Source organism: Streptomyces sp. PA03-5A (genome assembly GCF_033792725.1).
Taxonomy (GTDB): Bacteria; Actinomycetota; Actinomycetes; order Streptomycetales; family Streptomycetaceae; genus Actinacidiphila.
Genome location: NZ_JARAVL010000008.1, coordinates 48,436 through 72,318, shown reverse-complemented (window position 1 = coordinate 72,318; position 23,883 = coordinate 48,436). Strand labels below are relative to the sequence as shown.

Here is a 23,883-nt window from a genome sequence, read left to right as displayed (position 1 = left end):
GGGAGGTGATGGAGACGTAGTAGACGATCGGTCTACTACACGATAGGCGACCCGCCGGGGTGCGTCAAAGGCGCGGGGCCCGCCCACCCTTGGTCGTGTCCCGGATCTGGGATACCGTCCCGGATGTGAGAGAAACCGCCCCCACGTCCGTCGACACCCGCCTCGCCGCGCGCCTCGCCGAGCTGCGCGACGAGCGCGGCTGGTCCCTCGACGACCTCGCGACGCGCACCGGCATCAGCCGCTCGACGCTCTCCCGCCTCGAACGCGCCGAGATCAGCCCCACGGCCGCCCTGCTCGGGCGCCTGTGCACCGCGTACGGACGCACCATGTCCCGGCTGCTCGCCGAGGTCGAGAGCGGCGGCGAGCCCGCGCAACTCGTACGCGCTGCCGACCAGCGCGTCTGGACCGACACCCCGTCCGGCTTCGAGCGGCGCTCCGTCTCACCCCCGCACCCCGGACTGCGGGCCGAGATCATCGAAGGGGTGCTGCGCCCCGGTGCGGACATCGCGTACGAAGGCCCACCCGTGGCCGGGCTCGAACACCACGTGTGGTTGCACGAGGGGGCCCTCGCGGTCACCGTCGAGGACCGCTCACACCACCTCGCCCCCGGCGACTGCCTCCGCTACCGCCTGTGGGGCACCTCCCGCTTCCGCTGCCCCGGCCCGGACCCCGCCCGCTACACCGTCGTGGTGGTACTGCCATGAAGGACAGCCGCGCCCCCGCCCCCGTGCACGCCGTCGCCCCGCTCTCCGCCGAAGCCCTGCTGGAATCCGCCGACGACCTCGCCGCCCTCCTCGTGGACGCCGTCGAGGGCGGCGCGTCCCTCGGCTTCGTGACCCCCTTCACCCACGCCGAGGCGGCCGCCTGGTGGCGCGCCCGCGCCCACGTCGTCGCGGACGGCGGTCTCACCGTCTGGGCCGCCCGCGACACCGCCGGTGTCACCGGTACCGTCAGCCTCGCCCACGAGGGCAAGCCCAACGGCCGCCACCGCGCCGAGGTCCTCAAGCTCATGGTCCACCGCCGCGCCCGCGGCCACGGCCTCGGCCGAGCCCTCCTCACCGTCGCCGAACACGCCGCGGCGGCCGCGGGCGCGACCCTCCTGCTGCTCGACACCGAGACCGCCAGCCCCGCAGAACAGCTCTACCGCAGCGCCGGCTGGACCCCCTACGGCACCGTCCCCGCCCACGCCGCGAACCCGGCGGGGGTGCTGCGGCCGACGACCTTCTACTTCAAGGCGCTGCCGTCCGCGCAGGAGCGCGCGTCGAACCACCGGCCGTAGGCCCGCGCGCCTCGCTCCCGCCCGCACTGCGAGCGCGGATCCGCCGGTACGCGACCTCGCGGTGAACGGAAGGACAAGGACGAGCGGGCAGCCGGCGAAGAACGGCCGAACCCGGCCGATCGCGCGCAACCCTGCCCGGTCATCGAGCGTCTGGTCAGCGGCGTCGCACGGTTCGGCGCTCGTCCATCAAGACCAGAGGAGATTCCGTGTCACGTGCGTCGTGGCCCGCGGCAACTGCGACGCAGGCACCCCCGCCACCGGAGGCGAACGCCGGAACACCGGTCCGTCCGGCCGCCGGAGCACCGCTGCGCCTCGACATCCAGGGGCTGCGCGCGCTCGCGGTCTCGCTCGTGGTGCTCTCGCACGCCGGGGTCCGGCCGCTGGCGGGCGGCTACATCGGGGTCGACGTCTTCTTCGTGATCTCGGGCTTCCTCATCACCTCGCTGCTGCTGCGTGAGCTGGCCCGGAACGACCGTGTGTCGGTGCGGAGGTTCTACGCCCGCCGGGCCCTGCGGTTGCTCCCCGCGTCGACCCTCGTCGGGGTCGTCACGCTCGGCGGCGCCTGGCTGTACCTGTCGAAGGTCCGCTTCGCGGAGTACGTCGGGGATGCGCTCGGCAGCACCTTCTACGTGGTGAACCTCCGGCTGGCGAACGCCGGCACCAACTACCTCAACGCGGACAGCCCGCCGTCGCCGTTCCAGCACTTCTGGTCACTGGCGGTCGAGGAGCAGTTCTACCTGGTCTGGCCACTGCTGCTGTGGGCGAGCTGGAAGCTTGCCCGGCGCCGGACCGGACTGCTGGCGGCGCCGCTCGCGGTGCTGTGCGCGATCTCCTTCGCCCTGAACGTGTGGGTGACGGGCACCTCGGTGTCCTGGGCGTACTTCGGCTCGCACACCCGCTTCTGGGAGCTCGGTGCCGGGGCGCTGCTCGCGCTCTCCGCCGGCCGGCTGGAGCGGTTGCCGGCCCGGGTGGCCGGGCCGATGAGCTGGGCCGGGCTGGTGTCGCTGGTGGTGGCGGCGGTCTGGTTCGACGACGCCACGCCGTTCCCCGGGCCCTATGCGCTCGCGCCCGTGCTCGGCACCGTGCTGGTGCTGGCGGGGGGCTGTTCCCCCGCGCGGTACGGGGCCGGGGCGCTGTTGTCGCTGCGGCCTCTCACTTGGGTCGGCGGCCTGTCGTACGGCTGGTACCTGTGGCACTGGCCGATGCTGGTGATCCTGCCGATGGCGTGGGAGCGGCCGGCGACCGTCCGCTTCGGCCTGGTGTGTGCGGTGATCTCCCTGCTGCTGGCCTGGGGGACGCTGCGTCTGGTCGAGAACCCGGTGCGGTTCCACCACGTCTTCCGCGGCCGTCCCGCACGGGCACTGGGGCTGGGCGCGGGGCTGACGGCGTGCGCCACGGCGGCGGCGCTGGTCGCGACGGCCTTCCCGCCACTGATCAGTTCGGGAGCGGCCGCCCCGGAGCTGAGGGGCACGCTCACCGGGGTGACCGACCCGCAGACACGTCTGACCGAGCTGCTGGAGGCACCCGAACGCAGTCTGCCGGTCAATCTCACGCCCGGGATCACCAAGGTCAAGGGGACGTTGTCGGCGGTCTACCGGGACGGCTGCCACATCGGCTACCAGAGCACGGCAACACCGTCGTGCGTCTACGGCGACCGGTCCGCGCCGAAGACGGTCGTCCTCTTCGGGGACTCACACGCGGCCCAGTGGTTCCCCGCGCTCGACCGGCTGGCCCGCGAGCGCCACTGGAGACTGGTCTCGCTGACCAAGGCATCGTGCAAGGTCGCCGCGGTCACCACGGTCTACCAGGGCGAGCCGTACACGTCCTGCGACCGGTGGCGCACCAAGGCACTGGCCCGGATCAGGTCCCTGAAGCCCGCGCTGGTGATCGCCTCCTCCTCGGACACGGCCGACCTGGCCCGGCCGTCCGCCGACCCGCGCCGGCAGTGGACCGACGGTTTCGAGCGGACCTACCGGGAACTGGCGAGGAGCGGCGCCCAGGTGCTGGCCATCGAGGACACCCCCTGGCCGAAGGGGGACGCGGTCGACTGCGCGGGGACCCATCCGCAGGAGCTGGAACGGTGCGCGTCCGAGATCGGGCAGGCGGTCAGGGATCCCGACAAGAAGCGGGAGATCACCGAAGCGGCCGCGGCCACCGGCGTCTCGGTGGTCGACCCGGTCCCCTGGCTCTGCGGCACCGGCGGCGACTGTCCCGTGGTGGTGGCCGACACCTTCGTCTACCGCGACGACAGCCACCTCACCGAGTCCTACGCCGAGGCCATCGCACCGGTGCTGGACCACGAGATGACCGTCCTCTACGGCGCGGACCTGAGCCGGCACCCCGTACGGCCGACCGGCCCTTAGGCCCTCCCGCCGGCCGGGAGTCAGGCGGGCAGGGTGAAGAGCCGGTACTCGGAGACCGTGGTGAAGCGGCGGTAGAGGGGTTCACCGGACGGGCTGGCGATGAGGGCGGCCAGGTGCGTGCCCCGGTCGTGGGCGACGTCGAGGGCGGCCGAGGTCAATGCGGCGCCGATGCCGCGGCGGCGGTGGGGCGCGGCGACGTGGACGAGGAAGATGCCGGCCACGTCGTGCGCCGTGATCAGCACCGTCGTACCGACGACGTCACCGTGCAGCACGGCGGCCAGGCGGACGATGTCCGCGTTGTCCGCGCGCCGCGCCTCTGACCGTACGAGGCCTGGCTGCAGCTCGGGCGCGAAGCCCATGGAGGTGCGGTACGTGCCGACCAGTTCGGCCGGCCGGTCCGGGGTCTCCACCGCCTCGACGCCCAGGCCGGCCGGCGGGTCCTGGGGGGCCGGGGCGCGGTCGAGGGGCCGCACCATCAGGGGCAGGGCGCCGAGCGGGACCGCGCCGTGCCGGGTCAGGGCGGCAGAGGCGCCTTCGGGGCTGTCCGGGCCGGCCCACCACCAGGGGACGCCCGCGAGTTCGGTGCGCGCGGCGGTCACGGCCTGCGCCACCGCGTCCAGGGACCGTACCCGGACCACACCGTTGAACTGCGGCGTGGCGAGACCGCTGCGATAGCGGTCGAGGTCGCCGTCGGCTCGCTGCGTCCGGCCCCACCCCGTCAAGTACTGGCGGAGGCGGTGACCCGTGCCAGCGCCTCCGTGCTCGCCGCGCCCAAGGCGTCTCCTTCGTCTGCGATCTCGATCAGGCATGGTGTCACACGTGTCACATGCCGATGCAGTGCGGTGACGGTCCTTCCTTGTGGGCGGTGACCTCCCCTTATGCTGGCGGGCATGAGCGAGGGACTGCTGGAACGGCGTGAGGGCCCGGCGGGCGACGGGGCGGCCTCCGAGGCGATGGTGGTGGTCGAGGACCTGGTGCGCACCTTCGGTGCCGGGGACACCGCGGTGCACGCCCTGGGCGGGGTGTCCTTCTCCGTGGCCCGAGGTGAACTGGTCGCGCTCAAGGGCCGCTCGGGCTCGGGCAAGACGACCCTGCTGAACATCATCGGCGGCCTGGACCGCGCCGACGCCGGCCGCGTCACCGTCGACGGGACCGCGCTGGGCGGCCTGGGCGAACGCGACCTGCTCGCCCTGCGCCGCGACCGCATGGGCTTCGTCTTCCAGTCCTTCGGCCTGCTGCCCATCCTCACCGCCGCCGAGAACGTCGGCGTCCCCCTGCGACTGCGCAACACCCCCCGCCGCGAACGCGAAGAACGCGTCGCCCTCCTGCTCTCCCTGGTCGGCCTGCAAGGCCACGCCGACCAGCGCCCCGGCGAGATGTCCGGCGGCCAGCAACAACGCGTCGCCATCGCCCGCGCCCTGGCCAACCGCCCCGCCCTGATCATCGCCGACGAACCCACCGGCCAGCTCGACGCCGACACCGGCCGCGCCGTCATGGAACTCCTGCGCGCCGTCGTCCACAGCGAAGGCGTCACCGCCCTCGTCGCCACCCACGACCCCCAGCTCCTCGCCCTCGCCGACCGCGTCCTGGAACTCCGCGACGGCCACATCACCCCCACCGACTGACCCACGCCTTCCACGAAGAGTGGGGACATCACGCCCCTCGGCGCGTAAATTGGGATACGAACGGTGCCCATCGGTCGGCACCATGTGCATCCGTGTGAACGCGGAACGCACGGAGGTGAGGGGATCACATGGCTTCGGTGACCCGGGCGGCGCGGAACGTCGAGCACACCGCGGAGAGCCTCCACGAGGATCTGGTCCGTCTAGAGGCCCAGAGGCAGGCCCTGGAGAGGGAGCTCGCCGCGGTCGTGGCGCACCTCGGTTCGGTGCAGCGGGCCCTGGGCGCCCTCCAGTCGGTCATCCGCACCCCTGAGGCCGCCGCCCCCACCCCTGCGGACGTGACGTCCCCTGCCGGCACCGGCACGACGTACGGCAGGCTCACCGAGCAGATCATGGACTTCTTCGAGCAGGCCGGTGACGCCGAGGTACGTGCCCGCGACGTCGCCGCGGCCCTCGGGCGCGACGGTGACAGTGGCAGCATCAACGCCGTCCGGAGCACACTGGACCGCCTCGTGGGGGCGTCGCGCGTGGACCGTGCGGGCCGTGGCCTGTACCGGGCGCGCCGGGGGTAGGCCCCCTCCGGTCGGGGTTCGACATTCTTCGAACATTCGGGTTATCGTGACCCCATGGCGGACCAGCATTCCCACGAGGCGAGCGAGATGAGCCTGCCGCGCGTCCTCGCCGCGCTCAGCGATCCGACACGGATCGGGATCGTGCGCGTGCTGGCCGACGGCAGGGAACGCGGGTGGGGCCAGTTGCGGGCGCCCGTCGCCAAGTCCACCTTGAGCCACCATCTGAAGATCCTGCGCGAGGCCGGCATCACACGGACCCGCCAGGAGGGGACGCGCTGCTACGTCACGCTGCGTCGCGCCGAGCTGGACGAGCGGTTCCCCGATCTGACCCGGGCCCTGCTCTCCGCGGCCGACGCAGAGGACGTCGGCGAGGTCACCGTGGTGGATCCGTAGTCCGGGACACCGCCGTTGGAGTCCCGCGTGGTCACCGCGTGTGTTCGCCGTACTAATCTGTGTGCGCGGACGTTGGCCCCCAGGGGCCGGGAATGAGAGGACACATGGTCTCAGCAGCGCACACGACCGAGGATCTCCAGGTCACGGCCGGAGCCCTGCAGGGAGAACTGCAGCGCCTCGAGCTGCAGAAGCAGGCACTCGAACGGGAGTTGGCGGCGGTCGTCGCCCACCTGGGATCGGTGCGAAGGGCTCTCGGCGCCCTCGGCCACCTGGCGGTCACGGCTCCCGCCCTCGCGGCCGCGGGCACCCAGGTCGAGGAACGGCAGCCTCCCGTCGTGGAGGTCGAGGAAGCGAGGGCCGAGGAGGAGAGGGCCGGGGAAGCACGGACCGCTGAAGCGCAGTCCGAGGAAGCCGAGGACGGCACGGCGGAACGGAACGGCGCTTCCGCGGCGGGCGGCTACGGCAGGCTCACCGAGCAGATCCTCGACTACCTCGCCACAACAGGCGGGTCGGAGGTGCGGGCGCGCGAGGTCGCGGCGGCTCTCGGCCGGGACGAGAACGCCGGCAGCATCAACGCGGTGCGCAGCACGCTCGACCGGCTGGTGGGCGGCTCCAGGGTCCAGCGCGCCGGGCGCGGCCTGTACCGGGCCGCCGGCTGACGACCCGGGGCCACGAGGCCCCTGGCGCTTCGTTGTCACAATCCCGGCGGCTGAACTGTCAAGAGTGTGCTTGACCGGCGCTCCGCGCCGGGTGAGCGGCCGGAGGAGGGGGTTTCCCCTGCCCCCCTCCTCCGGCCGTTCGCGTCTCGACGGCTGTTCCGCCTGGAAGGACAACGATGCTCCCGAACACCGATGGCGCCCCCGACGTGCGGGCGATCGTCATGTCACTGGCCGCCGAGGCCGCCGCCCTGGAGGCGCACGTCCATCGGCTGCAGGAGGAGATCACCGCGGTGGACGCCCGGCTGGAAGCCGTGAACGAGTCCCTGCGCGACCTGCCCAGCCTGCCGGGCCTCGCGCGCCCGGACGCAGACGTAGACTGACGCTGTGACACAGCATGTGAACAGTGTGAACTCTTCCTCCTCGCCCGCTGCCCTCCCTCGCGCCGCCGACAGCACGGGCGGGCCACTCGCCCCGGGTACCCACACGATCACCGTCGACCACAAGGGCGCCGCCGTCGCGCAGCGGTACCACGTGGCCGGCGCCGGGGGCCCGGTGTGCCTCGCCCTCTCGGGCGGGCCCGGCATCGGCTGGGAGTACCTGCGCATGCCGCTCCTGGAGCGTGCGTTCACGATGGTGTACGTCGAGCCCGTCGGCACCGGCGCGTCCGGACGCCTGCCCGACCCGCGCGACTACACCTTGGCGACGTACACGCGCTTCGTGAACGCTGTGATCGAGCACCTCGCGCAGCCCTCGGTGACGCTGCTCGGCCATTCGTACGGCGGATTCGTCGCCCAGCAGTACGCGCTGGAGCACCCGGAGCACCTCGGCTCCCTCGTCCTGTACGACACGTCCCCCGTGACCGGCGAGGAGTTCTGGGCGGACGCCGTGGCCAACATGGAGCGGTTCGCCCGCCGTCATGTCGCGGACCACCCCGAGGTCGCCACCTACGTGGAGGCCCTGACGGCGCCGCTCGGGCAGCTCGACGACGACGGCGCCACCGACTGCCTGCGCACGATCCTGCCGGCGTACGTCGTCGACTACTGGGGACGCGAGGGCGAGTTCGGGCCCGCGCGCGGGTCCTTGCGCATGTACGCCGAACCCTCCCTCGGCGAGGGCCCCGCCTTCGACGTCCGCGAGCGGCTGTCCGGCATCACGGCGCCCACGCTGGTGCTGGTCGGCGCGGACGACTTCATCTGCGGACCGCGGTGGGCGCGGATGATCCACGAGCGGATCCCCGGTGCGCAGCTTGCCGTCCTGGAGGACACGGGCCACCTGGCGCACTTCGAGCGCCCCGGGCGGTTCGCGGACGTCGTGACCGGCTTCGTGCTGGAGCACGTCGTTCCCCAGGGGGCGTCGCGCTGACCGTGGGGGCGGAGCCGGGCAACCGGACGTACGCCGGGCCCGCCGGACGGTCGTCCGGCGGGCCCGGGTCAGCGGGCGTACGGCCCGTCACTTGATGAGATAGGCCTTGAGCACGGTCTGCTTGAAGGAGTTGCCCGCGGCATCCTCGACGAAGGTGCGCAGGGACACGGCACCGCCAGAGAAGCGCTTCGGGTGGGACACCTTCACGGTGCGATGCATGCCCGAGCCCTTGACCTCGGCGCGCTGCCAGGTCTTGCCCTCGTCGTAGGAGACCTCGACGGTGAACGTGCGGACGGCGGACACCGGGGCCCCCTCACGCTGGATGTAGGCCGGGATCTCCAGCGTGCCGCCGGCTCCCGCGCGGTTCCACTCGTCGAGCTCCGGCGACATGCGGACCGCGTACAGCGGGAGCGACTTGGGCTGCTCGGTACCGGCGGAGCGGAACCGCCACTCCGCGGAATTGCCGGCGGAGATGTCGCTGAGGGCGGAGTCGCGGTCGTAGCTGGCCTTCAGCACGTGGTCCGCGGGAGTCGGGTCCTGTGGAACCGTGACGTCCGCGAAGGGGTAGTCGGAGACCATCTCGCCGTTGCGCCGGAGCTCGCCCCGGAGGATGCCGGTTCCGCTGCCGACGATGGGGGCGAGGATCCCGCCCCCGGCCGGTGATCCCGGGGGCAGGGAGGGCGCGGGGAGGGCGCGGAACGCGCCCCGGCTCAGCGCCGGGGCAGGTGGTACGGCTCGTGCGGCGTCCGGGAGGCGGGCACGACCAGGCCGTCCACGTACTGGCGGACCAGGCGCGGGCACCTGTCCTCGGTGGCCCGCCAGGTGGCGCCCGGCAGGGGGCGGCCGAGCTGGGCCACGACGGCGAGGACGTCCTCGGCGGTGATGTCCTCACGTACGCGTCCCGAACGCTGCGCGCGGGACAGCAGCCGCCGCGTGGCGCCGGCCACGCGGGCCCGCGGCCCGTCGGCCGCGCCTTCGGGCAGGCAGTACAAGGCAGCCGGCCGCGCGGACGCCATGGCTTCCAGGAAACCGCGGAGCGCGACCAGAGGATCGCTCGTGGCCAGCCGTGCTTCGGCGGCCACGGCCACCGCCGCGATCTGCTCGGCCACGTCGGTCAGCAGTTCCTCGCGGCTGGCGTAGTGGCGGTACAGCGTCGCGTTGCTGACCCCGGCCAGGCGGGCTATCCGGTCCAGCGACACGCCCGCGCCCTGTTCGGCGAGCAGGTCGGCGGCGGCCGTACGGATCCTGCGGCGGTTGCGCACCGCGTCGGCCCGCAGTCCGCCGTAGCGCGGCCCGCACTCCTGCTGCGCTCCGCCGTCCGGTGCGGAAGTGGTCACGCGCCGGTCCGCGGTGGGCGCGGGGCGCGCAGGTGGGCGCGCTGGGCCAGTTCGGCGTCGTCGACCAGGGTGAGCATCGGCCGGCCGGGCGCGCACAGCATGGTCACGACGAACCGGGTCCGCGCGTCCGGCAGGGCGTTGCCGTCCTGGTAGTGGATGACGTCCCCACCCGGCTCCCAGAACGTCTCACCGGCCTTGACGATCCGCTCCGGCTCGCCTTCGAGCTCGAACCGGACCGCTCCTTCGAGCACGTACCCGAAGGCCGGCCCCGAGTGGCGGTGGGGCGGGGTCCCGGGGTCGCCGGGGGGCCACTCGACGGCGATCGTCATCCCCGAGGCGCCCTCGGGGATGAAGGGGGGCTTGGCATCCTGCAGCATCGTCACCGCCGTCTTCCAGGCCTCCGACCGCGGCTGCTCGTTGCTGCTGCCCTGTGTCTCCGACACTGCGCTACACCTCCTTGATTGTGCCCGAATTGTGCAGAAATGATGGCATGTCGCCGTTGCGCACGGCCGAGGTACCGACATCGGCCGGCGATGGCCACCACCGTCGTCCCTTCCGGGCGGACGTCGCTGCTCCTCCATACGACCGGACAGCACCCGCCGGTGTGACGTCCCCCGCCTTCGCGCCTCCCCGACCGCTCGCAGGAGCCGTCGCCCGGTGGTGTCACAACCGCGGCACGGGCGCGGTCACAGCAGGTGGAGTGGCCGGCTGCGCCGTCACGAGGACATCGGAGGGCCGACGGCCCCGCGGACGAAAGGGACCCGGATGAGAGTCGTTGTCGCAGGGGCCGGCGGTCTGCTCGGTTCCAGGACGGTCGCCAGGCTGCGGGACCACGGGGTGGAGGTCGTCCCCCTGCCGGACTGCGACCGGCCCGGAGCCGTCACGGACAGGGACCTCGCCGGGACACTGCGCGGCGCCGACATCGTGGTCGACGTCACCGACACGCCCTCGCCCGCCGAACCGGTCAGCCTGCAGTACTTCCGCACCGCCACCGCGCGCCTGCTGGCCGCGGCCGAGGCGGCGGGGGCCGAGCACCACGTGGTCCTCTCCTTCATGGGGGCCGAGCGACTGCTGTCGGGCTACTTCCGCGCGAAGCTGCTGCTGGAGGAGCAGGTGCGGCGCTCCCCGGTCCCCCACTCGATCGTCCGTGCCGCCCTGTCCTTCGAATGCGTCGAGGCGATGGCCGTGGCGGGCGCGGACCAGGACGGCGAGGTGCGCGTGGCGCCCGCCCTGGTGCGGCCCGTGTCGGCGGACGACATCGCGGCGGCGGTCGCGCGCGTGGCGGTGGGGGTGCCGCTGTTCGGCACCCTGGAGGTCGCCGGGCCGCACGAGTTCGCGCTCGACGAGCTCACCGCCGACCTGCTGACCGCCACGGGCGACGCCCGGAACGTCGTCACCGACGAGCACGCGTGGTTCTTCGGCGCCGAGCTGCAGCGACGGTCGCTGCTCCCCGGAGCGGACGCCCACGTGGGCCGCACGACGTTCCGCGAGTGGCTCACGCAGCGGTGACGCCCGCGGCACCCGCGGCACCGTCCGCGCCCGCCCCGCACCGCCCCGTCTCCGGCGGCCGCCGTCCGCGAGTCCCCCTCCGCGGCCGCCGCCCTCCCCTCCCCTTGTCCCGACAGGAAGGCCGCCATGAGTGATCCGGCGCAGTCCGCGCAGTCCCCCTCGCCCAGCCCGCTCGACCGGTTGCCCGACCGCGACGCCGAGGAGACCGCGGAATGGCGGGCGTCGCTCGACGCCGTCATCCGGCACGCCGGTCCCGACCGGGCCGCCTACCTGCTGCGGCGCGTCCACGAGTACGCGGCGGCGTCCGGGGTGCCGGTCCCCGGGCTGCTGTCCACGGAACCCGTCAACACGATCCCCGCGGCGGCCCAGCCGGCCTTCCCCGGCGACCTCGCGATGGAGTCCCGGATCACCGCGCTGAACCGGTGGAACGCGGCGGCCATGGTCACCCGCGCCTCCCGCCTGGGCCTGGGGGGCCACATCGCGACGTACGCGTCGGCGGCCTGGCTCTACGAGGTCGGCTTCCAGCACTTCTTCAAGGGCAAGGACCGGGGCTCCCCCCGGGCCGAAGGCTCCGGGGGAGGTTCGGGCGACCAGCTTTTCGTGCAGGGGCACGCGTCACCCGGCATCTACGCCCGCGCGTTCCTGGAGGGCAGGCTGGGCGAGGAGCAACTCGACGGCTACCGCCGTGAGGCCGGAGGCCATGGCCTGCCGTCCTACCCGCACCCCCGGCGCCTGCCGTGGCTGTGGGAGTTCCCCACCGTCTCCATGGGTCTCGGCCCTCTCGCGGCCGTCTACCAGGCCAGGTTCAACCGCTACCTCCACGGCCGCGGCATCAAGGACACGTCCGCGTCGCGGGTGTGGGCGTTCCTCGGGGACGGCGAGGTGGACGAGCCCGAGTCGCTGGCCGCGCTGGCGCTCGCCGCGCGCGAGGGTCTCGACAACCTGACCTTCGTCGTCAACTGCAACCTGCAGCGCCTGGACGGGCCGGTACGGTCCAACTCCAGCATCGTGCGGGAACTCGAGGGCCGGTTCCGCGGCGCGGGCTGGAACGTGGTCAAGTCCCTGTGGGGCGAGGCCTGGGACCCGCTGCTGGCGCAGGACACGGAGGGGGCCCTGGTGCGGCGGCTCGGCGAGGTGCCCGACGCCCAGATGCAGACGTACGCCGCGCGCGACGCGGCCTACGCACGCGAGCACTTCTTCACCGGCGACGCGCTGGCCCGCATCGCGGCGGGACTGACCGACGGACGGATATCCGAGCTGTTCACCGAGTCCCGGGGCGGTCACGAACCCCTGAAGGTGTACGCCGCCTACCGCGCCGCCGTGGAGCACCGGGGCGCGCCGACCGTCGTCCTCGCCCAGACCGTCAAGGGGCACACCCTGGGCTCCGACTTCGAGTCGCGCAACGCCAACCACCAGATGAAGAAGCTGACGATGGCGCAGTTCCGCCGGATGCGCGACACGCTGGAGCTGCCCATCCCGGACAGCGCGCTGAGCGGGGACCTGGTGCCGTACTGGCACCCCGGCGAGGACTCCGAGGAGGTGCGCTACCTGCGGGAGCGGCGGGCGGCCCTGGGCGGCCCCGCGCCGGTGCGCAGGGTGGTCGCCAAGCCGCTCAAGCAGCCGCCGGCCGCGCCCTTCGAGGCCCTGCGCAAGGGCTTCGGCAAGCAGGAGGTGGCCACCACCATGGCGCTCGTGCGGCTGGTCAAGGACCTCATGCGCGACCCCGACACGGGACGGCGCTGGGTGCCGATCATCCCCGACGAGGCGCGGACGTTCGGCATGGAGTCCCTCTTCCCGACGGCCGGGATCTACTCCCCCGACGGCCAGACCTACGAGCCCGTCGACGCCGACCAGTTGCTGCACTACCGCGAGGCCGAGAACGGGCAGCTGATCGACGAGGGGATCACCGAGGCCGGGTCGATGGCGGAGTTCACGGCCGCCGCGACGGCCTACGCCACGCACGGCGAGCCCATGATCCCGTTCTACATCTTCTACGCGATGTTCGGGTTCCAGCGGACGGGCGACCAGTTCTGGGCCCTGGCCGACCAGTTGGGGCGGGGCTTCGTGGTCGGCGCGACCGCGGGGCGTACGACGATGACGGGCGAGGGCCTGCAGCACGCCGACGGGCACTCGCACCTGCTGGCGTCCACCAACCCCGCCGCCGTGAGCTACGACCCCGCCTTCGCCTTCGAGATCGCCGTGATCGTCAGGGAGGGGCTGCGGCGGATGTACGGCGACCGGCCCGAGGACGTCTTCTACTACCTGACGGTCTACAACGAGTCGAAGCGGCAGCCTGCGATGCCCGACGGGCCGTCGGTCGAGGAGGGGATCCTGCGGGGCATCTACCGCTTCCGGCAGGCGCAGTCCCCCGGCGCCGGGCCGCGGATCCAGCTGCTGTCCTCCGGCACGGCGATCCACTGGGCGCTGGAGGCCCAGGAGCTCCTCGCGTCCGAGTGGGGGGTGCAGGCGGACGTCTGGTCGGTGACCTCCTGGACGGAACTGCGCCGCGACGCGCTCGACGCCGACCGGCAGCGGATCGGTGGTGAGGAGCGCGTCCCGTACGTGACCTCGGCGCTGTCGGGGGCACCCGGGCCCGTCCTGGCGGTCAGCGACTGGATGCGGCAGGTGCCCGACCAGATCAGCCAGTGGATCGAGCAGGACTACTCCTCCCTCGGCACGGACGGCTTCGGCCTGTCGGACACCCGGGAAGCGGCGCGCCGCTACTTCCGGGTGGACGCCGGGTCGATCGTGGTGGCCGCCCTGGACCGGTTGGCGCGCGCCGGAGCGGTCACCCCGCAGACGGTGGAGCAGGCCCGCGGCCGATACGGCTGGCAGGCCTGACGCGCCCACCGGGGGCACGGACGTCTCCGTGTCCCCGCGGGCCCTCGGTGTGAACGTCGCCGAGGGCCCGCCGCCCCGCGCCGGGCGGCGGCCCGGCGCGGGGTTCACTCCCGCATCCCGGCCAGTGCCGCCGCCGGGCCCCGCACGGCCAGCGCGGCCGGGACGGTCGCGGCGGCGACCGCGAGCACCGCGCACGCGCCCACGGCCGCACCGACGGCCGTCCACGGCAGTGCGATCGGACTGTCCACCGACAGCAGGGCCAACGCACAGCGCATCCCGGCCAGGTTGAGTGCGGCGACGGCCAGGCCCAGCAGGGCGCCGACCGCGACGACCACCAGGGACTCGGCGCCCACCAGCCGCAGCACCTGCCGCCGCGTGGCCCCGGCCAGGCGCAGCACGGCCAGCTCGCGGATCCGGTCGGAGGTGGCCATCACCATGGTGTTGACCAGGGAGATGGCGGTGTAGAGCAGGGCGATGCCGAGGACGAGCAGGAAGCCGAGCCGGGTCGTGCGGTCGTTCCCGGGCCGGGCGGCCGCGAGCCACGCGTCCCGGGTCAGCACCCGGCCGCCGGACGGCTGCACCGCCTCGCGCAGCGCGGCGGCCACCGCGCCGGGGTCGGCGCCCTGGGCCAGGGCGACGTCCACCCGGTCGACGGGAGCGCCGGGGGCGTTGGCGGGGGTGACGTAGACGCCGTTCCCGCCCGTGCCGGTGGCCATCACCGCCGCGATGCGCAGCGTCCTGCCGGTGCCGTTCCCGAGCCACACCCGGACGCTCTGCCCGACGGAGTGCCGTTCCCATTCCTCGTTGACGACGATCGACCCGTCGTCCAGGTCGCTCACCTTCCCCGCGACGAGCGGCAGCCGGCTGGTGGCGGCGAGGGCCCGGGGGTCGGCGGCGTGCGCCTCGGACCTGATCAGCGCCGGGCCGTCCTCCAGGACGTACACCGCGCTCGACGCGGTCGGTGACACCTGCGTCCCGGGGACGTCGCGCAGACGCTCCAGGGTCCGGGTGCCGAAGCCCGCGCCGTCCGGTGCGACGAGGACGAAGGCGGCGGTGGTCCGCTCGCGCGCCTCGGCGGCCTCGGCACGGCCGAGCGTGGCGGTGGCGCCGAGCAGCGAGCCCGTGAGGGCGACCACCACCAGCACGGGCGAGGCGACCGCGGCGGTACGGCGCACGCCGGCGGCGGCGTTCTCGCCCACGAGCATGCCGGCCGCGCCGGGCAGCAGCCCCGAGGCCCGGGCGAGCAGCCTGGTCAGCGGGCGCAGCACGACGGGTGCGAGCAGCGCGGTCGCGGTGATCAGCAGCATCGGCCGGCTCACGTACGTCTTGCGGTGCAGCAGGTCGCCGGGGTCGCCGTACAGCGTGACGCAGAGGGTCACCACGGCGGTCAGCAGCAGCCCGCCGCCGGACAGCCACCGGCCCCACGTCATCGCCCCGGTGTCCACGGAGGCCTCGCGCAGCGCCTGCGCCGGGCCGGTGCGGCCGGCCCGCCACGAGGCCGCGGCCGCCCCTCCGAGGGCGACGAGCAGGCCCGTCCAGAACGCGGCGTGGTACGGCCAGGTGTGGTCGCCGACGGCGAACCAGCCCGGTGCCAGTCCGCCGTCGACCACCGACGCGGCCAGCCACGGCGCGGCGTACCCGCCGAGCGCGCAGCCCGCCGCCGAGGCGAGCACGCCGACCAGCAGGGACTCGGTCAGCACCATGCGGCGCAGCAGGCCCGGGGTGGCGCCCGCGGTGCGCAGCAGCCCGAACTCGCGGCGCCGCTGGGCGACCGCGAAGGCGAACGTGGACGCCACGACGAACACCGACACGAAGGCGGTGACGCCGCCGGCGGTGCCGAACAGGGCGTTCAGCGCGGTCACCGCCTCGGCGTCCCGGCCGGGGTCGGCGTCGGCGTGACGGCGCTGGTTCCCGGTCAGCACCCGGGCGCCGCTGCCGCGGACGGCGTCCCGTACCGCGGCGGCGTCCGCGTCGGCCACCAACTGCACGCTGACGGGGCACAGTCGGGCGGCGCGCGCGTCGGTGTAGAACACGGCGTGCTCGAACCCGCGCCCGGGCACGGTGCCCACGACGCGGACGGTGCCCCGGTCGGTGCGCACCCGTGCGCCCGGCGTGGCCCAGCCGCCGGTCACGACGACCTCGTCGGCGGCGCGGGGCGCGCGTCCCGCACTGAGCCGGTACGGGGCGAACGCCGCGGTGGACCAGGGGTGTCCCACGAGGTCGCCGGGCCCGCCCTCGGCCCGTACGGGGAAGGACCGGTCCTCGACCACCGTGCCGAGCCGCCGCAGCCCGGCGAGGGTCGCGGCGGGTACGGCACGCGGCTGCGCGAGCGGCTGCGTCGCCTCGCCCCTCGGCGTGGCCACGCGCAGGGTGTCCTGGCCGCGGACCACGACCGGCGCCGCCGCGAAGCGTTCCGGCACCCGTACGGGCGCGTCCTGGGAGGAGGCGAGGACCAGCCCCATCACGGCCAGCAGCGCGACCCCCAGCGACAGCGCGACGAAGCTGCCGGCGAAGGTGACCCAGCGGGTGCGCAGGGTGTGCAGGGCGAGGCTCAGCACGGCACGGCCTCCAGCCCGGTCATGCGCGCGGCGATGACGTCGGCGCCCGCCGCGGCCACTTCGCCGTTGACGCGGCCGTCGACGAGGAACACGACGCGGTCGGCGTAGGAGGCGGCCACCGGGTCGTGGGTGACCATCACGACGGTCTGGCCCTCATGGTCGGCCATGCCGCGCAGCAGGGTCAGCACCTCTCGGCTGGTCCGCGAGTCCAGGGCGCCGGTCGGTTCGTCGCCGAACAGCACCTCGGGGCGGGTGATCAACGCACGTGCCAGGGCGACGCGTTGCTGCTGCCCGCCCGACAGCTCCGACGGCCGGTGCCCGGCGCGGTCGCCGAGCCCGACCTGCCGCAACACGTCACGCACCCGCGCGCGGGAGGGCCGGCGGCCGGCCAGGCGCAGGGGGAGCGCGGCGTTCTGCTCGGCGGTCAGCGACGGCAGCAGGTTGAACGCCTGGAAGACGAACCCGATGCGTTCACGGCGCAGCAGGGTCAACTGCCTCTCACCGAGGCCGGTGAGGTCGGTGCCGCCGAGGAGGACCGACCCCGACGTGGGCCGGTCCAGGCCCGCGGCGCACTGCAGGAGGGTCGACTTGCCCGAGCCGGAGGGCCCCATGACGGCGGTGAAGGACCCCCTGGGAAAGGCGAGGGAGATCTCGTCGAGGGCCGTCACGGCGTTGTCGCCGCAGCCGTGCCGCCTGCTGACGGAGCGCAATCGGATGGCGTCGTCGTTCATCTGTCCCCACTCGTTCGGTGCCGGTTCTCCGCCGCGCCCGGCGGGGCGGCGTGCTCCGGGACGCGGCGCCTCCCGGACGGCTCCACGAAATCCCGTGGGACGGGTCCGGCGCAGTGCGGCAGGGGCGAGATCCGGGGTAGGGCCAGGCATACCCCCGGTCCTCCCGCCGGCCCGATGGTCCGGACCCGCGCCCGGGTCCTACGGTGATCCGCATGCAACCCAGGAATGTGTGGCAGGCGATGTCCGGACCGGGGTTCCTGCGGTCCGCGTGGCCGTGGCGCTCGCTGGCGTACCTGCTGACCGGGGTGGTCGCGGGCGCCGTCACCCTCGTGGGGATCGTGACCGCGGCGGCCGCCGGGGCCGCCCTCGCGGTCGTGCTGGTGGGCCTGCCGTTGCTCGTGCTCACCGCGCTCGCGGGTCTTCCCGTCGCCGTGCTGGAGCGGGGCCGGCTGCGCCTGGTCGACCGTGATCCCGCGCCGGGACCGCATGTGCCGCCCGCCGAGGGAGGGTTGTGGGCCTGGCTGACCACCCGGCTGCGGGAGCGGGCGACCTGGCGGGAGCTCGGCTACGCCCTGCTGTTCGCGGGTCTGCTGTGGCCGGTGGACGCCCTCCTCGTCACCGTCGCGCTGGCGGTGCCGGTCTCCCTGGTCGCGACTCCGGTGCTGATGGCCACCGCCGGGGAGGGCCACGAGGCGAAGGTGCTCAAGCAGTGGAGCGTCACCACGTGGCCCGCGGCGTGGGGCACCGCCGTCCTGGGGCTGCTGCTGCTCGCGCTCGGCGCGTACGTCCTGGGCGCCGCCGCGGGCGCCAGGGCCGGCCTCGCCCGGCTCCTCGTCGCCCCGCGCGACCGGGACCTGGGCGCCCGGATCGTCGAACTGACCCGCTCCCGCGTGCGCCTGGTGGACGCCTTCGAGGCGGAGCGGCGCAGGATCGAACGGGACCTCCACGACGGGGCGCAGCAACGCCTCGTCGCCCTGTCCATGGCCCTGGGGCTGGCCCGCATGGACGCGCCGCCCGGCCCGCTGGCCGACCGGCTCGCCACGGCCCACGACGAGGCGGGCAGGGCCCTGGAGGAACTGCGCGAGCTCATCCACGGCATCCACCCCCGGGTCCTGGCCGACTTCGGCCTGGCGGCGGCCGTCGCCGACGCCGCCGACCGCTCCGCCGTCCCCGTCGACGTCGACGTGGAACTGCCCGGACGGCTGCCCCGGGCGGTCGAGGCCGCCGCGTACTTCGTGGTGCGCGAGGCCCTCGCCAACGTCGCCCGGCACAGCGCCGCCGACCGCGCCGAGGTGAGCGGCGGGCACCGCGACGGGCGGCTCTTCCTCCAGGTGCGCGACGACGGCCGGGGCGGCGCCGAGCCCGCTGCGGGCAGCGGGCTGACCGGGCTCGCCGACCGGGTGTCCGTACTGGATGGCAGACTCTCCCTGTCCAGCCCCCGGGGCGGGCCGACCCTGCTACGTGTGGAGATCCCTTGCGAGTGGACCGAGCGCTCCGCGTAGTGCTGGCCGAGGACAGCGTCCTGCTGCGGGACGGGCTGACCGGCCTCCTCGACCGCTGCGGGCACGAGGTGGTGGCCGCCGTGGGCGACGCCGGCGCGCTGGTCACGGCCGTCGACGAGCACTCCCCCGACGTGGTGGTGACGGACGTCCGCATGCCGCCCGGATTCCAGGACGAGGGCCTGCGGGCCGCGGTGCTGCTGCGGCAGAAGCGGCCCACCCTGCCCGTCCTCGTCCTCAGTCAGTACGTGCAGCGCGCCTACGCCGCCGAGTTGCTGGACTCCGGCGACGGAACGGGCCTCGGATACCTGCTGAAGGACCGGGTCGGCCAGGTCGAGGAGTTCGTCGAGGCGCTGTGCGAGGTCGCCGCGGGCGGCACGGTCGTCGACCCCGAGGTCGTACGGCAGTTGCTGCGCCGCCGCCGCGATCCGCTGCAGCGGCTCACCCCGCGTGAACGGGAAGTGCTGGCGCTGGTCGCGGAGGGCAGGTCGAACGGCGCGATCGCGCGCCACCTTGTCGTCTCCGAGGCGGCCGTGGGCAAGCACATCGGCAGCATCCTCACCAAGCTCGACCTCCCCCCGGCCGACGAGACCCACCGCCGCGTCCTGGCCGTCCTGGCCTACCTGCGGGCCTGATCCATGCCGAACCCCCGCACCGGTCGCTCCGCGGGTCAGCCCGCCGCCGCATCGTGCCGCCGGCGGACCATCTCGGTGATCCAGACCGGCGCGAACGGGGACGTGCACCCCGGGGAGGTCGGGTAGTCCTTGAGCACCTCCAGGCGCTCGCCGATGTCGACGGCGCGGGCGCGGAGCTCGGGGTGCTCGATCCCGATCTGGGCCAGGCAGTGGTTCATCGCCCACTGCAGGCGGTCCGGGGCGTCCTTCATGTCCGCCTCGATGGCGTCGAGCAGCCCCGGGAGATCCAGGCCGTCGGGCTTCTTCGCCACGCGTTCGGTGGTCAGCGCCCATCCGGCGCTCGCCACCACGGGATCCGGGTCGGCCAGCCAGGCCACCCGCAGCTCTTCGGCGTGCGGGTTCTTCTTCACCACGTAGTTCACGAGCCAGTCGTGCACCTTGGGCGCGCGCGCCTCGCGCAGCATGACGTCCAGCTCGCCGCGCCCGAACGCCTTGGGGCGGCAGATCAGGGTCGCCAGCAGTCGCGCCGCGGTGTCGTCCCTCTCCCAGAGCCCGCACGCGAGTTCCTGCTGCGTCTTCAGCCGCTTCGCGAGGGCGCGCAGCTTGCCGAGGTTCACACCGTGGTCGTCGCCGTGCCTCTCGTTCACCGCGCGGGTCTTGGGGTCCTCCAGCGCGGCCAGCTCGGCCATCACCTCGGCCGGCGTCGTCTCGGCCACCTCGGTCTCCTGTCCCTCGCGAGCGGGGTTCAGCTTACGACGGTGCCACAGCCGGCCGGAGGCCGCGGCGGCCGGTCCCTACGCGGCTGAGGCGGCCACGTCCAGTTCGGCCCAGACGACCTTGCCGTCCACCGCCGAGCGGGATCCCCAGCGACGGGACATCTGGGCGACCAGGAAGAGGCCGCGGCCGTTCTCGTCCATGGAGTCCGCGCTGCGCAGGCGCGGGGCGCAGACGTCGGTGTCCGACACCTCGCAGGTCAGGGCCTGGTGCCGGATCAGGCGCAGGCCGATCGGGCCGGCGCCGTGGCGCACGGCGTTGGTGACCAGCTCGCTCACGAGGAGCTTCGTGGAGTGTTCGAGCCCGTCCAGGCCCCAGGCGGTCAGCTGGCCGGCGGCCAGCTTCCGGGCGCGGCGCACGGCGGTCTCGTCGGCGGGCAGCGTCCAGGAGGCGATGTGGGCCGAGTTGAGCGACCGGGTCCTGACCAGGAGCAGGGTGACGTCGTCGCACGGTACCTGCGCGGGGAGGGACTCCGTCGCGCGGGTGCAGAGCTCCTCCAGGGACCGGCCAGGTTCCCCGAGGGCGGCGCCCAGGCGGTCCATCCCTTCCTCGATGTCGCCGCCGCGGCTCTCGATCAGGCCGTCGGTGTAGAGGGCGATCAGGCTTCCCACGGGCAGTTCCAGCTCCACGGCCTCGAAGGGGTCCCCGAGGCCGATGCCCAGGGGCGCTCCGGTGGGCAGGTCGGGGAAGGTGACCCGGCCCTCGTGGTCGACGAGGGCGGGCGGGGGGTGCCCGGCCCGGGCCATGGTGCACACGCGGGTGGCCGGGTCGTAGACGGCGTACAGGCAGGTGGCGCCCACGACGGCGGGTGTCTGGTCCGCGGGGTCGGTGTCCTCCTCGACCAGTCTCTGGACCGTGTCGTCGAGGCGGGTCAGCAGTTCGGCGGGGGGCAGTTCCATGTCGGCCAGCGTGCGGACGGCGGCGCGGAGCGTGCCCATGGTCGCCGCGGCGTGCAGACCGTGACCGACGACGTCACCGACGACGAGGGCGACCCGGGCGCCCGACAGCGGGATGACGTCGAACCAGTCGCCACCCACCCCGTGGTCCATGTCGGCGGGCAGGTAGCGCGATGCCGCGTCGACGGCCATGCCGCCCCTCAGCCGGTGCGGGAGCAGGTTGCGCTGGAGGGTGAGGGCCGCGGTGTGCTCGCGTGCGTACTGGCGCGCGTTGTCCAGTGCCACGGCGGCACGCCCGACGAGTTCCTCGGCCAGCAGCAGGTCGACGTCCTGGAACGGCTCGGGGTCCGCGGTGCGGATGAACAGCGCCACACCCAGCAGTGCGCGCCGGGCGCGAATGGGGACGACCATCAGCGAGTGGACCCCGTTCTTGCGGATCCTCGCGGCCAGGGCCGGGTCCTGGTCGATCCAGATCCCCGGGGCGATGTCCAGGATCGGCTCCAGGTGGGACCTGCCCGTGCTCAGGACGTGGGCGAACGGTGAGCCGGGCGGCACGGTGACCGGTTCGCCGCGCACCCACGCGGATTCCGGGGCTCCCTGGTGGATCGTGGCCAGACCCGCACGTCGCAGAACGGGGAGGCGTTCGCCCGTCGGGTCGATGCGCACCGGCGGTCCCTCGCTGAACGGCACGGACTGCTCCAGGTCCACGGCGACGTAGTCCGCGAGCAGCGGCACGGCGAGCTCGGCCAGTTCCTGGCTGGTCTGCATCACGTCCAAGGTGCTGCCCAGACGCGTACTGGCCTCGCCGACGGCGGCGAGGCGCTCGCGCGCGAGCCGGCTCTCGACGACGTCGGCGCTGATGACGCAGACCCCCAGCGATTCCCCGTCGGCGCCCTGGAGGCAGTGGAACGACGCCGCGAACGGATGCTCCCGGCCCTTGCTCACCGGCAGCCAGGTCCGGTACTCGTGCACCTTGGTGGTGCCGCTCTTCAGGACCTGCCGCATCACGGCCTCGAGGGCGCCCGCCTTGGCGCCGGCCAGCACGTCGACGAACCGTCGTCCGAGTCGCTCGTCGCCGGGGATGCCGTCGTGGTCCTCCATGACGTCGTTGACGAAGACGCACCGCAGCTGCGGGTCGCGGATGACCACTCCGATGGGCGCGCGCGCGAGGAGCGGCCCCCACACCGATCCGCTCAGCGCGTCCCCGGACAGGACGCCGGTGTCGGTCAGGGTCGCGAGCCAGCGTGTCGTGCCGTTCCGGCCCCGCAGCATCGTGATCCGCAGGGTGACGTCGATCGTGCGCCCGTCCTGGTGGGACACGGCCGTCGTGCCCGGCCAGCCGTTCTCGGCACGGCACTGCTTGACGAAGTCCGACATCGACGGGGTCTCCACGAAGGACGGCAGCACCAGCGCGGCGGGCAGTCCGACCACGGCTCCGGCGGAATATCCGACCAGGCGCTCGGCGGCCGGCGTCCACGCGACGACCGTTCCCCGCTCGTCGAAGAGCGCGAACGCCGAGTCGGATATCCCGGGCGTGTTCACGTGCTTACCGAGTGTCACCGCGTCCGTGCAGGTCATCGAAGTCTCGTCCTCAGGCAGGCAGGGTGGGCGGAATGCCCGATTTGCGTCTTCCGGGGTTGTGACCGGACAGCATCCGGATCTGTGACAGACAGCCCCGCACCCGGCACTCCCCCGGCGCCGTCCGCGGCGCCGGCTCACCGCGCGCCGGCGTCGGTGGACGCCTCCGCGGCGGCTATGTCGCCGGTCTCCGCCCAGACGGTCGTCACGCCCTCCTCGTGCAGGGTGTGGAGGGGGACGGAGGTGTGCGACAGGATCGCGGGGATCTTCTCGTCGCCGGGCAGGACGAGGCCGTAGACCTCCTTCCACCCGGCGCCGACGGCACGGTGCCCGAGGTCGCGCAGCAGACGGCTGCCGAGCCCGCTGTTCTGCCACGCGTCCTCGACGAGCAGCGCCGCCTCCGCGTTCCCGCGGTCCGGCATCAGGTGGCCCACGGCCACGATGTCGCCGGCCGGCTGCTGCACGGCCAGGTGCACGGCTCCGGGCCTGGACAGCAGGGTGTGCAGGTAGGAACGAGGATCGCCCATCGCGCGGTGGTACCGGCTCCACAGGGTGCGGGCCGAGCACCTGAGGTGCATGGCCACGGTGCGTTCGAGGTCCTGGGGGCCGACCTCGACCACGTCGGGCCCCTGCCGCGCGGGCCTTGCGTTCCGCAGCCGGTCGCGAGCGAAGGGAATCACCGGCCCTCGCCTCCCGGGGCCGTCACGACGGGAACCACAGGTCGGCCTCCTCGGCCTCCTCCTTGCCGATGGCGAAGAGGGCGATGTCCTTCTTGCGGGACCGCTGCGGCGGCAACCGGGCCACGAAGGCGTGGTCCCCGTCGCCGACCAGCGGCCTGCCATGCCCACCGGAGCCCGAAGTGGGCCGGAAGTACTCGGCGTTGACCTCCCTGTAGCGCGCCCACTCCTGCGGGAGGTCGTCCTCGCGGAAGATCGCCTCGACCGGGCACACGGGCTCGCACGCACGGCAGTCCACGCACTCCACGGGGTTGATGTAGAGCGTCCGGCCGCCCTCGTAGATGCAGTCCACCGGACACTCGGCGACGCAGGCCCGGTCCTTGACGTCGACGCAGGGCTGCGCGATGACGTAGGCCACCTTCTGCTCCTCGGTCGCTACGGGGACGGACCGGTGGGCCGGCTGCCCCGGGCGTCCTTCGATCAGCTGTATGACCGGCACACCCCTGACGTCGTGACATGGCGCCCGCCCGGAGGCCGGGCGACACGACCGGCTGTGTCACACGACGGAGCGGCGAGCGGTCTGGTGGTTGACTCTCCG

At 73.8% G+C, this 23,883-nt stretch carries 22 protein-coding genes and 1 pseudogene; 13 read left to right on the top strand and 10 right to left on the bottom strand.

The genetic code is table 11. The annotated features are described in order from the left end of the window. Positions 1 to 125: 125 nt before the first annotated feature. The 3 genes from PV410_RS11750 to PV410_RS11740 all read left to right on the top strand — a co-directional run bounded on the left by PV410_RS11750 (position 126) and on the right by PV410_RS11740 (position 3,642). Positions 126 to 704, top strand: a complete 579-nt coding sequence (locus tag PV410_RS11750; RefSeq protein ID WP_500324027.1) for a helix-turn-helix domain-containing protein — start codon at positions 126 to 128, stop codon at positions 702 to 704. Then, entirely contained in the window at positions 701 to 1,279 is a 579-nt protein-coding gene (locus PV410_RS11745; protein ID WP_500324026.1) for a GNAT family N-acetyltransferase, read from the top strand. The genes PV410_RS11750 and PV410_RS11745 overlap by 4 nt, the downstream gene beginning before the upstream one ends. 206 nt (positions 1,280 to 1,485) lie before the next feature. Next, positions 1,486 to 3,642 (top strand): acyltransferase family protein, encoded by a 2,157-nt coding sequence (locus PV410_RS11740; protein ID WP_500324025.1) that lies wholly within the window; start codon positions 1,486 to 1,488, stop codon positions 3,640 to 3,642. Between the two features lie 20 nt (positions 3,643 to 3,662). On the opposite strand, the gene PV410_RS11735 is transcribed toward PV410_RS11740, so the two are convergent. Continuing rightward, positions 3,663 to 4,364: a GNAT family N-acetyltransferase gene (locus PV410_RS11735; RefSeq protein WP_500324024.1), complete on the bottom strand. Its 702-nt coding sequence runs from the start codon at positions 4,362 to 4,364 to the stop codon at positions 3,663 to 3,665. A 231-nt stretch (positions 4,365 to 4,595) separates the two neighbouring features. Here PV410_RS11735 and PV410_RS11730 point away from each other — a divergent pair, with 231 nt between their 5' ends. From PV410_RS11730 to PV410_RS11705, 6 genes are all read left to right on the top strand, one after another. Then, entirely contained in the window at positions 4,596 to 5,267 is a 672-nt protein-coding gene (locus PV410_RS11730) for an ABC transporter ATP-binding protein (RefSeq protein ID WP_500324242.1), read from the top strand. 128 nt (positions 5,268 to 5,395) lie between these two features. Beyond that, positions 5,396 to 5,836, top strand: coding sequence for a hypothetical protein (locus PV410_RS11725; RefSeq protein ID WP_500324023.1), 441 nt, complete (start codon positions 5,396 to 5,398; stop codon positions 5,834 to 5,836). 54 nt (positions 5,837 to 5,890) lie between these two features. Next, positions 5,891 to 6,229, top strand: a complete 339-nt coding sequence (locus PV410_RS11720; protein WP_499509622.1) for an ArsR/SmtB family transcription factor — start codon at positions 5,891 to 5,893, stop codon at positions 6,227 to 6,229. A gap of 104 nt (positions 6,230 to 6,333) precedes the next feature. Continuing rightward, entirely contained in the window at positions 6,334 to 6,888 is a 555-nt protein-coding gene (locus PV410_RS11715; RefSeq protein WP_500324022.1) for a hypothetical protein, read from the top strand. A 176-nt stretch (positions 6,889 to 7,064) separates the two neighbouring features. Beyond that, positions 7,065 to 7,268, top strand: a complete 204-nt coding sequence (locus tag PV410_RS11710) for a hypothetical protein (RefSeq protein ID WP_500324021.1) — start codon at positions 7,065 to 7,067, stop codon at positions 7,266 to 7,268. A 4-nt stretch (positions 7,269 to 7,272) separates the two neighbouring features. After that, positions 7,273 to 8,250, top strand: a complete 978-nt coding sequence (locus PV410_RS11705) for an alpha/beta fold hydrolase (protein ID WP_500324020.1) — start codon at positions 7,273 to 7,275, stop codon at positions 8,248 to 8,250. Positions 8,251 to 8,337: 87 nt separating this feature from the next. Here PV410_RS11705 and PV410_RS11700 read toward each other — a convergent pair whose 3' ends face one another. The 3 genes from PV410_RS11700 to PV410_RS11690 all read right to left on the bottom strand — a co-directional run bounded on the left by PV410_RS11700 (position 8,338) and on the right by PV410_RS11690 (position 9,964). Next, positions 8,338 to 8,829: a hypothetical protein gene (locus tag PV410_RS11700; protein ID WP_500324019.1), complete on the bottom strand. Its 492-nt coding sequence runs from the start codon at positions 8,827 to 8,829 to the stop codon at positions 8,338 to 8,340. Between the two features lie 131 nt (positions 8,830 to 8,960). Beyond that, complete coding sequence (locus PV410_RS11695) at positions 8,961 to 9,587, bottom strand: TetR/AcrR family transcriptional regulator (protein ID WP_500324018.1); 627 nt, start codon at positions 9,585 to 9,587, stop codon at positions 8,961 to 8,963. After that, positions 9,584 to 9,964 (bottom strand): cupin domain-containing protein, encoded by a 381-nt coding sequence (locus PV410_RS11690; RefSeq protein WP_500324241.1) that lies wholly within the window; start codon positions 9,962 to 9,964, stop codon positions 9,584 to 9,586. The genes PV410_RS11695 and PV410_RS11690 overlap by 4 nt, the downstream gene beginning before the upstream one ends. A gap of 388 nt (positions 9,965 to 10,352) precedes the next feature. On the opposite strand from PV410_RS11690, the gene PV410_RS11685 reads away from it, so the two are divergent. Further along, positions 10,353 to 11,096, top strand: a complete 744-nt coding sequence (locus PV410_RS11685) for an SDR family oxidoreductase (RefSeq protein WP_500324017.1) — start codon at positions 10,353 to 10,355, stop codon at positions 11,094 to 11,096. Between the two features lie 126 nt (positions 11,097 to 11,222). Next, positions 11,223 to 13,937, top strand: a complete 2,715-nt coding sequence (gene aceE, locus PV410_RS11680) for a pyruvate dehydrogenase (acetyl-transferring), homodimeric type (protein ID WP_500324016.1) — start codon at positions 11,223 to 11,225, stop codon at positions 13,935 to 13,937. Between the two features lie 104 nt (positions 13,938 to 14,041). Here the strand turns inward: aceE and PV410_RS11675 are convergent, their stop codons facing one another. Together PV410_RS11675 and PV410_RS11670 are read right to left on the bottom strand one after the other, a co-directional pair. Next, positions 14,042 to 16,495 (bottom strand): ABC transporter permease, encoded by a 2,454-nt coding sequence (locus PV410_RS11675; protein WP_500324015.1) that lies wholly within the window; start codon positions 16,493 to 16,495, stop codon positions 14,042 to 14,044. After that, a complete protein-coding gene (locus PV410_RS11670) occupies positions 16,489 to 17,226 on the bottom strand; it encodes an ABC transporter ATP-binding protein (protein ID WP_500324014.1) in 738 nt (245 codons plus the stop codon). The genes PV410_RS11675 and PV410_RS11670 overlap by 7 nt, the downstream gene beginning before the upstream one ends. Before the next feature lie 212 nt (positions 17,227 to 17,438). On the opposite strand from PV410_RS11670, the gene PV410_RS11665 reads away from it, so the two are divergent. Both PV410_RS11665 and PV410_RS11660 read left to right on the top strand, forming a co-directional pair. Then, a complete protein-coding gene (locus tag PV410_RS11665; RefSeq protein WP_500324013.1) occupies positions 17,439 to 18,728 on the top strand; it encodes a sensor histidine kinase in 1,290 nt (429 codons plus the stop codon). Next, on the top strand, positions 18,728 to 19,360 hold the full coding sequence (locus PV410_RS11660; RefSeq protein WP_500324240.1) for a response regulator: 633 nt from the start codon (positions 18,728 to 18,730) through the stop codon (positions 19,358 to 19,360). The genes PV410_RS11665 and PV410_RS11660 overlap by 1 nt, the downstream gene beginning before the upstream one ends. Positions 19,361 to 19,395: 35 nt before the next feature. Here the strand turns inward: PV410_RS11660 and PV410_RS11655 are convergent, their stop codons facing one another. The 4 genes and pseudogenes from PV410_RS11655 to fdxA all read right to left on the bottom strand — a co-directional run. Further along, a complete protein-coding gene (locus tag PV410_RS11655; protein ID WP_500324239.1) occupies positions 19,396 to 20,049 on the bottom strand; it encodes a DNA alkylation repair protein in 654 nt (217 codons plus the stop codon). Positions 20,050 to 20,154: 105 nt separating this feature from the next. Continuing rightward, a complete protein-coding gene (locus tag PV410_RS11650) occupies positions 20,155 to 22,608 on the bottom strand; it encodes a SpoIIE family protein phosphatase (protein ID WP_500324012.1) in 2,454 nt (817 codons plus the stop codon). A 137-nt stretch (positions 22,609 to 22,745) separates the two neighbouring features. Continuing rightward, positions 22,746 to 23,288 (bottom strand): GNAT family N-acetyltransferase, encoded by a 543-nt coding sequence (locus PV410_RS11645; RefSeq protein WP_500324011.1) that lies wholly within the window; start codon positions 23,286 to 23,288, stop codon positions 22,746 to 22,748. Between the two features lie 103 nt (positions 23,289 to 23,391). After that, positions 23,392 to 23,703, bottom strand: a pseudogene (fdxA, locus tag PV410_RS11640) (ferredoxin); the annotation flags it as partial. Positions 23,704 to 23,883: the final 180 nt, after the last annotated feature.